Source organism: Shewanella chilikensis (genome assembly GCF_002836945.1).
Lineage (GTDB): Bacteria > Pseudomonadota > Gammaproteobacteria > Enterobacterales > Shewanellaceae > Shewanella > Shewanella chilikensis.
This window is the reverse complement of sequence record NZ_NIJM01000006.1, coordinates 115,130-122,645: the sequence shown is the minus strand read 5'-3', so window position 1 is coordinate 122,645 and position 7,516 is coordinate 115,130. Positions and strand designations below refer to the sequence as shown.

6 protein-coding genes, 1 pseudogene and 1 riboswitch are annotated in these 7,516 nt (G+C 52.2%); of the genes and pseudogenes, 2 read left to right on the top strand and 5 right to left on the bottom strand.

What is annotated here, in order from left to right; translation table 11 throughout:
* A pseudogene (locus CX651_RS03745) lies at positions 1-254 on the top strand (transposase); the annotation flags it as partial.
* A gap of 381 nt (positions 255-635) precedes the next feature.
* On the opposite strand, the gene CX651_RS03740 reads toward CX651_RS03745, so the two are convergent.
* Entirely contained in the window at positions 636-1,889 is a 1,254-nt protein-coding gene (locus tag CX651_RS03740; protein ID WP_101053626.1) for a valine--pyruvate transaminase, read from the bottom strand.
* 266 nt (positions 1,890-2,155) lie between these two features.
* On the opposite strand from CX651_RS03740, the gene CX651_RS03735 reads away from it, so the two are divergent.
* On the top strand, positions 2,156-2,464 hold the full coding sequence (locus CX651_RS03735; protein WP_101053624.1) for a hypothetical protein: 309 nt from the start codon (positions 2,156-2,158) through the stop codon (positions 2,462-2,464).
* A 37-nt stretch (positions 2,465-2,501) separates the two neighbouring features.
* On the opposite strand, the gene rlmM is transcribed toward CX651_RS03735, so the two are convergent.
* The 4 genes from rlmM to CX651_RS03715 all read right to left on the bottom strand — a co-directional run bounded on the left by rlmM (position 2,502) and on the right by CX651_RS03715 (position 7,483).
* Entirely contained in the window at positions 2,502-3,584 is a 1,083-nt protein-coding gene (gene rlmM, locus CX651_RS03730; RefSeq protein ID WP_101053622.1) for a 23S rRNA (cytidine(2498)-2'-O)-methyltransferase RlmM, read from the bottom strand.
* Between the two features lie 283 nt (positions 3,585-3,867).
* Entirely contained in the window at positions 3,868-5,439 is a 1,572-nt protein-coding gene (locus CX651_RS03725; RefSeq protein WP_101053620.1) for a Na+/H+ antiporter NhaC family protein, read from the bottom strand.
* A gap of 81 nt (positions 5,440-5,520) precedes the next feature.
* Positions 5,521-5,719: riboswitch (Lysine riboswitch) on the bottom strand.
* 90 nt (positions 5,720-5,809) lie between these two features.
* The gene (locus CX651_RS03720) at positions 5,810-6,733 is read right to left on the bottom strand and encodes an electron transfer flavoprotein subunit alpha/FixB family protein (RefSeq protein ID WP_101053618.1); all 924 of its coding nucleotides are present in this window, start codon (positions 6,731-6,733) and stop codon (positions 5,810-5,812) included.
* Positions 6,734-7,483: an electron transfer flavoprotein subunit beta/FixA family protein gene (locus tag CX651_RS03715; RefSeq protein ID WP_101053616.1), complete on the bottom strand. Its 750-nt coding sequence runs from the start codon at positions 7,481-7,483 to the stop codon at positions 6,734-6,736.
* Positions 7,484-7,516: the final 33 nt, after the last annotated feature.

Here is a 7,516-nt window from a genome sequence, read left to right as displayed (position 1 = left end):
TAGAATCTTTACTGTTTGAATTGGAGGCCGTTTTTGCCATTGATGTGGCGGCATTTGCCATCATGAGTAATCATCTGCATCTGGTGTTGCATATTGATATAGAGACAGCAAACCGATGGACAGACAGAGAAGTGCTTGAGCAATGGCATAAGCTGTTCAAAGGTGATGAGTTAACCCACAAATTCACCCAGGGTGAGCTGATTGAAGCGTATGAAGTGCCCAGGCTGAAGCATACTATCGCGATTTATCGCAGCAGTGACCAGATATACTATCGCGATTTATCGCAGCAGTGACCAGATAACAAAGACACCCATTATTAGCTGAGTGAAGGCTCTAGTTGCCTGATTCACAGAAACACTGATGTCTTCACTGGCAGAAAATCATCTTTCAAGCCTTTTGAAGGCCATTCAGTTATTGAAATGAGCGAAAAAGTCGTATTTCAGACACGATGGAGATCGAACAAAGTTCGATTGGAGAGAAATACTTGGGAGCCGCAGGGATTCAGCTAAACAGCTTCTGACAATTAGCGAGTTTATCTAACTAAAAGGTGTCTGGAAAATCAGTGGCGATTCACAATGCTACAGCAGAGTTGCCTGAAACTCACAGCAAGCAACTCTGCCATTGTAGCCTTGGTTTCAACCAAGCTGCGCCCAAGCCTTATTAACTTCTTCGGCGATGATTTCAATGCCGCGGCGCATCAACTCGGGTTGTTGTACATAGTTCATCCGAATACACTCACCGGCGTGTGGCCACTCTTCGGCCAGTCCGAAGAAGAAGTACTCTCCGGGCACCACCAACACCCCTCGGGCTTTCAGGCGTCGATAGAGTTCCATGGCACTGATAGGCAGGCCTTCAAACCAGAGCCAGAGGAAAATCGCGCCCTCGGGTTTATGAATTCTGAACCTGGGGTCCGGCAGAGCCTGTTGCAGCATGGCCACGGTTTGCTGCGCCCGCTGCAGATAGAAAGGCCGCACCACTTCATTGCCGAGCCGCAGCATATCACCACGGGCTATCATCTCTGTCGCCATCGCCGGGCCCATGCTGCCCGGTGCCAGTGAAATAATACCGTTGATATTGGTCAGCGCCTGGGTGATCGCTTCGTTGGCTATCACTATGCCGCAGCGCAGCCCCGGCAGCCCCAGCTTGGAAAGACTCATGCACAACACAGTGTTGTCGTTCCAGAAAGGGGTCACATCCTCAAACAGAATATTGGGGAAAGGTGAGCCATAGGCGCAGTCGAGGATCAGCGGGATCCCGTGCGCTCTTGCCAGCTTATCCAGCTTATCCACCTCTTCATCGGTCAGCACATTGCCTGTAGGGTTAGTCGGCCGTGAAACACAAATGGCGCTGATATCGGCATCGACTTTAAGCCTTTCAAAGTCGATGTGATATTTGAATAAACTGCCATCCAGCTTGGTGATTTCCGGCTTGAAGGTACGAAACAGTTCATCTTCCAGACCGGCATCACTGTAGCCGATATACTCCGGGGCCAGCGGCAGTAAAATCTTGCGTTTTTGCCCCTCGGCAGTGGTGCCGGCAAACAGGTTGAACAGCGAGAAAAACGAGCTCTGGCTGCCGTTGGTGAGGCTGATATTGTTTTTGGTCAGCGACCAACCGTAGGTATCGTTCAGCAGCTTGGCCAAGGCATTGAGAAAGGCATCTTTTCCCTGCGGGCCATCATAGTTGGTTATGGCCGCGAGCAACTCGCCCTTGGCCAACATATCGGCACTGAGCTCGGTAAAATAGTCCAACATGGAGGGGATGGCCGCCGGGTTACCGCCCCCCAGCATAATCGCTCCCGGAGTGCGTAGCCCTTCGTTGAGATCATCCATCAACTGGGTGATACCTGTATAACGGTTAAACTTGTCGCCAAACTTGGAAAACTGCATTACTTCTATCCGCAGACTCATATCAAGAAACAGAACTTATTTAGTAACAGGAACCGCGGCAGATTACACCTTAAAAGTTTTTTAGTTGCGTGATACAACTCAATATTTACCAAGCTTAAATGGCTGCAAACGCCCCGAATAAGAGTTGCATGGTCATTTGAGAGCAAATTTTTGTGCGCCAGCGAACATTTCGCCGACACCGACTTGTTGATCCATTATCTGGGGCACACACTTAAAAACAGGAGAAGCAACCATAGGAGCAGCGGGTGTCAGCCTCAAAACTGAGAGAACTAAAGCAGCAACAGCAGAGTCTGTTAGAGCAGGAATTGATGCGGGAACAAGCCGGTTCCCTGGGCGTTGCCGGCAAGAAGTTGGAACAGGCACTGCAGGATTATCAGCGCCACCATCACTTGTCACCGAGAAAAAAAGCCGAGTACGTTAGCCTAGTGGCCGATGCCGTCTATAACCTGATGTTGACCCGGGAGCTACTCGGCTTTGTCGACGGCAATCTTGAGTGGGTTTGCGGCCAGTATGACATCCCGGATGCCGTGCTACAGCAGTTGGCCTTGAGCTGAAACGCATCAAGGCCCGCTTGGGGCCTCGAGTGCCAACTCACCAAGGAGAGTTGGGTCGCAGCCACAGATGCACAGTCACTTCATCCCTGTCGTGATAGAGGTGTTTACAGGCCAGCTTAAACTCTGTGATGCCGTTTTCTTTGAGAATGGCCTGCATATTTTCCAATATGGTGCTCACCTCTTTGTAACGGCTCTTCATCGGTAATTTCAGGTTAAAGATAGCCTCTTTGAACCAGCCATTAATGGCCCAGGCTTCCATCAGTTCGGCCACCCTGGCCGGTTTTTCCACCATGTCACACACCAACCAGTAGATGTTCTTGCGCTTGGGCTCGAAACGGAAACCGTCGGCCTGGAAGTGAGTCACCTGGCCGGTTTCCATCAAACCCGCATCCATGGGGCCGTTGTCGACAGCCGATACAAACATGCCGCGGCGCACCAACTGATAGGTCCAGCCACCGGGGCAGGCGCCAAGATCCACGGCGTTGAGGCCGCTGCGCAAACGTTCTTCCCGCTGCGGCTCGGGAATAAAGTGATTGAAAGCCTCATCCAGTTTCAAAGTCGAACGGCTAGGCGCATCGGCGGGAAACTTGAGCCTGGGGATCCCCATAAAAAACGGTGACGAGTTATGGCTGTAGGAATAACCGGCAAACGCCTTGCCCGGTGCCACAAAGCACACATGGATTATCGGCCGCTTGGGGTTTTCCTTGGCCAGCAATGTACCGCTCTGTTTCAGCGACTGACGCAGCGGCACGGTAAACTTGCGGCAGAAGGTCAGCAGCTCTTTGGCTTCGTTGGTATCCGGGGTTTCGACCCTGAGCTCACCGCCCTTGCTGATATCTTCAAGCGCGGCAGTAATTGGCCCTACCCTGTCTTCCGGAGGCAGGTCGCTGAGCAGATCGCCGCAGACAAACATCTGCCGGGCAAAGATCAATGAGTCCAGCGCCAGTTCCTGTGCCAAGGTGTCGGCTTCCCCTTCGGCAAAACATTGAAAGATCACATAGGCATCGTTGTTATTGGCCTTGACGAAACCACCGACATTGAGCAGTGCCGCCCGATTTTGGATCTCGGCCGCGCACTCTTTTTCATAGCCGGCACGACAAAACAGAAACAGGTTGTTCATTGGTATTTCCAAACAGTGAATCTTACCGGAAAGCCTCCGGCAACTGGCGAAGGCGGCAAGTATATCAGAAGCCTTTTCCCATCGCAGGTTAGTTATTCCATTCCTTATGGGACTTTGAACTAGCGTAAATCTTGGTCAGGTATTCAAATACTGCCGAAATTGACGGCGGCACACGACTCTTTGCCGAGATCAACTCAAGCTGAACCAAGTACGCGCAATGCTATTACAACAAAACACCCGCCATCAGGGCGGGTGCTGTTAACGCGAGCTATTCAGTAGCTGATCAGGCATTAGTATTCTTGGGTTGTTGCCACTTGAGCCACACCAATCCCAACAGGAACAGCACACAACTACTGGCAAGCCCAAGCCATACCGACTCGGTAAAACCGAGCACTATATAACCACCGAGGGAAATAACTGCTACCAAGACCGCATAGGGCAGCTGAGTCAACACATGGTCGATATGATGGCAGCCTGCACCTGTGGATGACAAAATCGTGGTGTCCGATATCGGCGAGCAGTGATCGCCAAACACAGCGCCGGACAGCACGGCCGCCAACATAGGCAACATCATACTGCTGTGGCTGCCCATGGCCATATCGGCGGCAATCGGCAACATGATCCCGAAAGTGCCCCAACTGGTACCGGTAGAAAAGGCGGTAAGCCCAGCCAAAATAAATAGCACGGCCGGCAGCAAGGCAAAGGGAATATTGCCACTGGCGAGACTGGCCATAAACTTGCCGGTTTCCAGTGAGCCAATGATCCCGGCTATGGTCCAGGCAAACATCAGAATATAGATGGCCGGCAACATGGAACGGGCACCCGAGGTAAGCGCCTTGAGGATCATCTTGGCTTCTATCTTCTGGATAAAGGCCAGCAGCAGAGTTACCACCAGACCAATGGAAGCACCGAAAAACAGTGATGAACCCACATCGGTTTTCTCAAAAGCACCTATGATAGTGAAAGGCAGGCTTTCTGCCGCCAGGGCATCGGCGCCGCTGGAAACCATAAAGTAGAAGGTCGCCACCACCAAGACACCTATGGGCAAGAACAGGCCGTGCACCTGACCGGTTTCCGCCTCGGGCAGATCTGCATTGGCACCGGGTGGCAGTCCCTTGGTCTCATCATAGAGATTGCCTTTACGGGCGTTGAGCTCGTGTTTGCGCATAGCGCCGATATCCAGCTCCATATAGGCCACACACAGCAATAGCGCCAAGGCAAACAAGGCATAGAAGTTCATCGGGATCATCTGTACGAAAGCGCTCAGATGCCCGGTCTCAGTAAAACCGTGGGCGGTGAGAATACCGCCGATAAGGGCAATAATATAGGCGCCCCAGCTGGACACCGGCGAGATAACGCACACAGGCGCCGCGGTCGAATCCAAAAGATACGCCAGTTTGGAGCGGGAGATATAGTATCTGTCGGTCAGCGGCCTAGCGATACTTCCCACCACCAGGCTGTTAAAGTAGTCATCGATAAACACCGCACAGCCGAGAAACATAGTCAGCAACTTGGCATCACGACGATTGCGGATATGCTGTCTGGCCCAGTTGGCAAAGGCTCTGGCCGAGCCACTGACGGTGATCAGTGCAGTGATCATTCCCAGCAGCACCAGGAACCCCAGAATATACAGGTTCCAGGCATTAAAAGCGCCATCGTCCCAAACCAGGGAAAGCACCCTTTGTCCCAGATAAACCCCGGTATCCAATACCGACCATTGATTGAGCAACAAGGCTCCGATCAGTATTCCTAGTCCCAGCGATAACAACACCCGCCGGGTGAAGATCGCCAATAAAATTGCCACAACCGGCGGCAACAAAGAGAGTGCCGAGTCGGCATAACTTAGTACTGTCATTGAGTCTTGTTCTTCGTTAAATACGAATGGAGGGCAACTGAACTGGTGGGAAAAGGCAATAGCATACCGAGTAGCACCTGTCCTTTCAGTAGCGCTCCATAGTAACGTCAATCTGTCATCCCGACAGAATATACTATGGCAGTGCTGCCCCTATTTGGTAACAGCCCCAGCGGTGGACCTTGATGAGTCGCAACCACTTCGGCACCAAATCCTTTCGCGATACATAAACGGAATCACCCTGCTTACCGCTACTGATATTTAGTGCGCCTCTACTTCTCAGGACGCCTGATGTCAGGCGTGAGGCACATAAAAACATAGGCGGCTTTGAGGATGCTACCCCAAAGCCGCCTATCGTGACCTAGATCACAGATTAAATCAACTCGTTCAACTTGGGCACAACATCAAACAGGTCTGCTTCCAAACCATAATCGGCAACCTGGAAGATAGGCGCTTCAGGATCTTTGTTGATGGCCACTATGACTTTTGAGTCCTTCATCCCGGCCAGATGCTGAATCGCCCCAGAGATACCCACGGCGATATAAAGCTCTGGCGCCACGATTTTACCCGTCTGGCCAACCTGCAGGTCGTTGGGAACAAACCCGGCATCCACAGCAGCACGTGATGCACCTACGGCGGCGCCCAATTTATCGGCCAAGGCTTCCAGCATGGCAAAATTTTCGCCACTGCCCATACCGCGGCCACCGGAAACAATGACTCTGGCGCTGCCAAGCTCCGGACGAGCCGACTCGGTCAAGCTCTGGGATACAAAGCTGCTCTTGGCGTCAAAGACACTATCGAGCTGATTGATTTCAGCTGAGCCTGTCTCGGCAACGGCGTCAAAGGCACTGGCGCGCACAGTGGCCACTTTCTTGTCATCCAGACTCTTAACGGTCGCCATGGCGTTACCGGCATAGACGGGACGGACAAAGGTGTCGGCATCAATCACCTTGGTGATCTCAGAAAGCTGAGCCACATCCAGCAAAGCCGCCACTCGTGGCAGTATGTCTTTACCCTGGCTTGAAGCTGCAGCCAGAATGTGGCTGTAGTCGCCACTCAGAGACAAGATGAGTTCACCAATATTGTCGGCAAGATGAGCACCATAGGCTGGATTATCGGCCAGCAATACTTTATTGACACCTTCAAGCTTGGTGGCGGCATCGGCGGCGGCCTTACAATCCTGACCGGCAACCAAAAGGTGAATATCTCCCCCTATGGCTTTAGCCGCGGCGACGACTTTGGCTGTGTCCTGTTTCAGGCTGGCATTATCGTGTTCTGCTATTACTAATACGGCCATTTAGATCACCTTCGCTTCGTTTTTCAACTTGTCCACCAGCTCCTCAACGGAAGCCACCATCACACCTGCCTGACGGCTGGCCGGTGCAGCTACCTCCAACACCTGTACGTGCTGCTTGAGAGTCACCTCCAAATCTTCAACACTCATGGTTTCCAACGGCTTGCGCTTGGCTTTCATGATATTGGGCAAAGATGCGTAGCGAGGTTCGTTCAAACGCAGATCTGCGGTGACTACAGCCGGTAGAGGCATAGACAGAGTCTGTAAGCCGCCATCCACTTCACGGGTAACCAGCAAAGTTTCACCTTCCAGCTTCACTTCAGATGCAAAGGTTGCCTGAGGCATACCGGCGAGTGCCGCCAGCATCTGTCCGGTCTGATTATTATCGCCGTCGATGGACTGCTTGCCGAGCAGAATAAGCTGCGCCTGCTCTTTGTCCTGCACTGCCTTGAGCAGTTTGGCAATAGAAAGGGGCACCAGCTCTTCATCGATTTCAATGTGAATGGCACGGTCGGCGCCCAGAGCCAGTGCGGTACGCAATTGCTCCTGTGCCGCCTTGGGACCTATGCTGACAACAACGACTTCAGAAGCACTGCCGGCTTCTTTTAGACGTACGGCTTCTTCTACCGCAATTTCACAAAATGGATTCAACGCCATTTTCAGGTTGGCTGTTTCAACGCCTGTATTGTCAGCCTTGACCCTGACCTTAACATTGGCATCGACCACACGTTTTACTGGCACCAATACTTTCATAGGGTTTCCTTCCTACACCTTGTATCTAATGTG

Excerpts from the sequence above, each read along its gene's own strand:
- CX651_RS03715 (WP_101053616.1), bottom strand. The coding sequence starts at position 7,483 with ATGAAAGTATTGGTGCCAGTAAAACGTGTGGTCGATGCCAATGTTAAG.
- CX651_RS03725 (WP_101053620.1), bottom strand. The coding sequence starts at position 5,439 with ATGACAGTACTAAGTTATGCCGACTCGGCACTCTCTTTGTTGCCGCCG.
- rlmM (WP_101053622.1), bottom strand. The coding sequence starts at position 3,584 with ATGAACAACCTGTTTCTGTTTTGTCGTGCCGGCTATGAAAAAGAGTGC.
- CX651_RS03720 (WP_101053618.1), bottom strand. The coding sequence starts at position 6,733 with ATGGCCGTATTAGTAATAGCAGAACACGATAATGCCAGCCTGAAACAG.
- CX651_RS03740 (WP_101053626.1), bottom strand. The coding sequence starts at position 1,889 with ATGCAGTTTTCCAAGTTTGGCGACAAGTTTAACCGTTATACAGGTATC.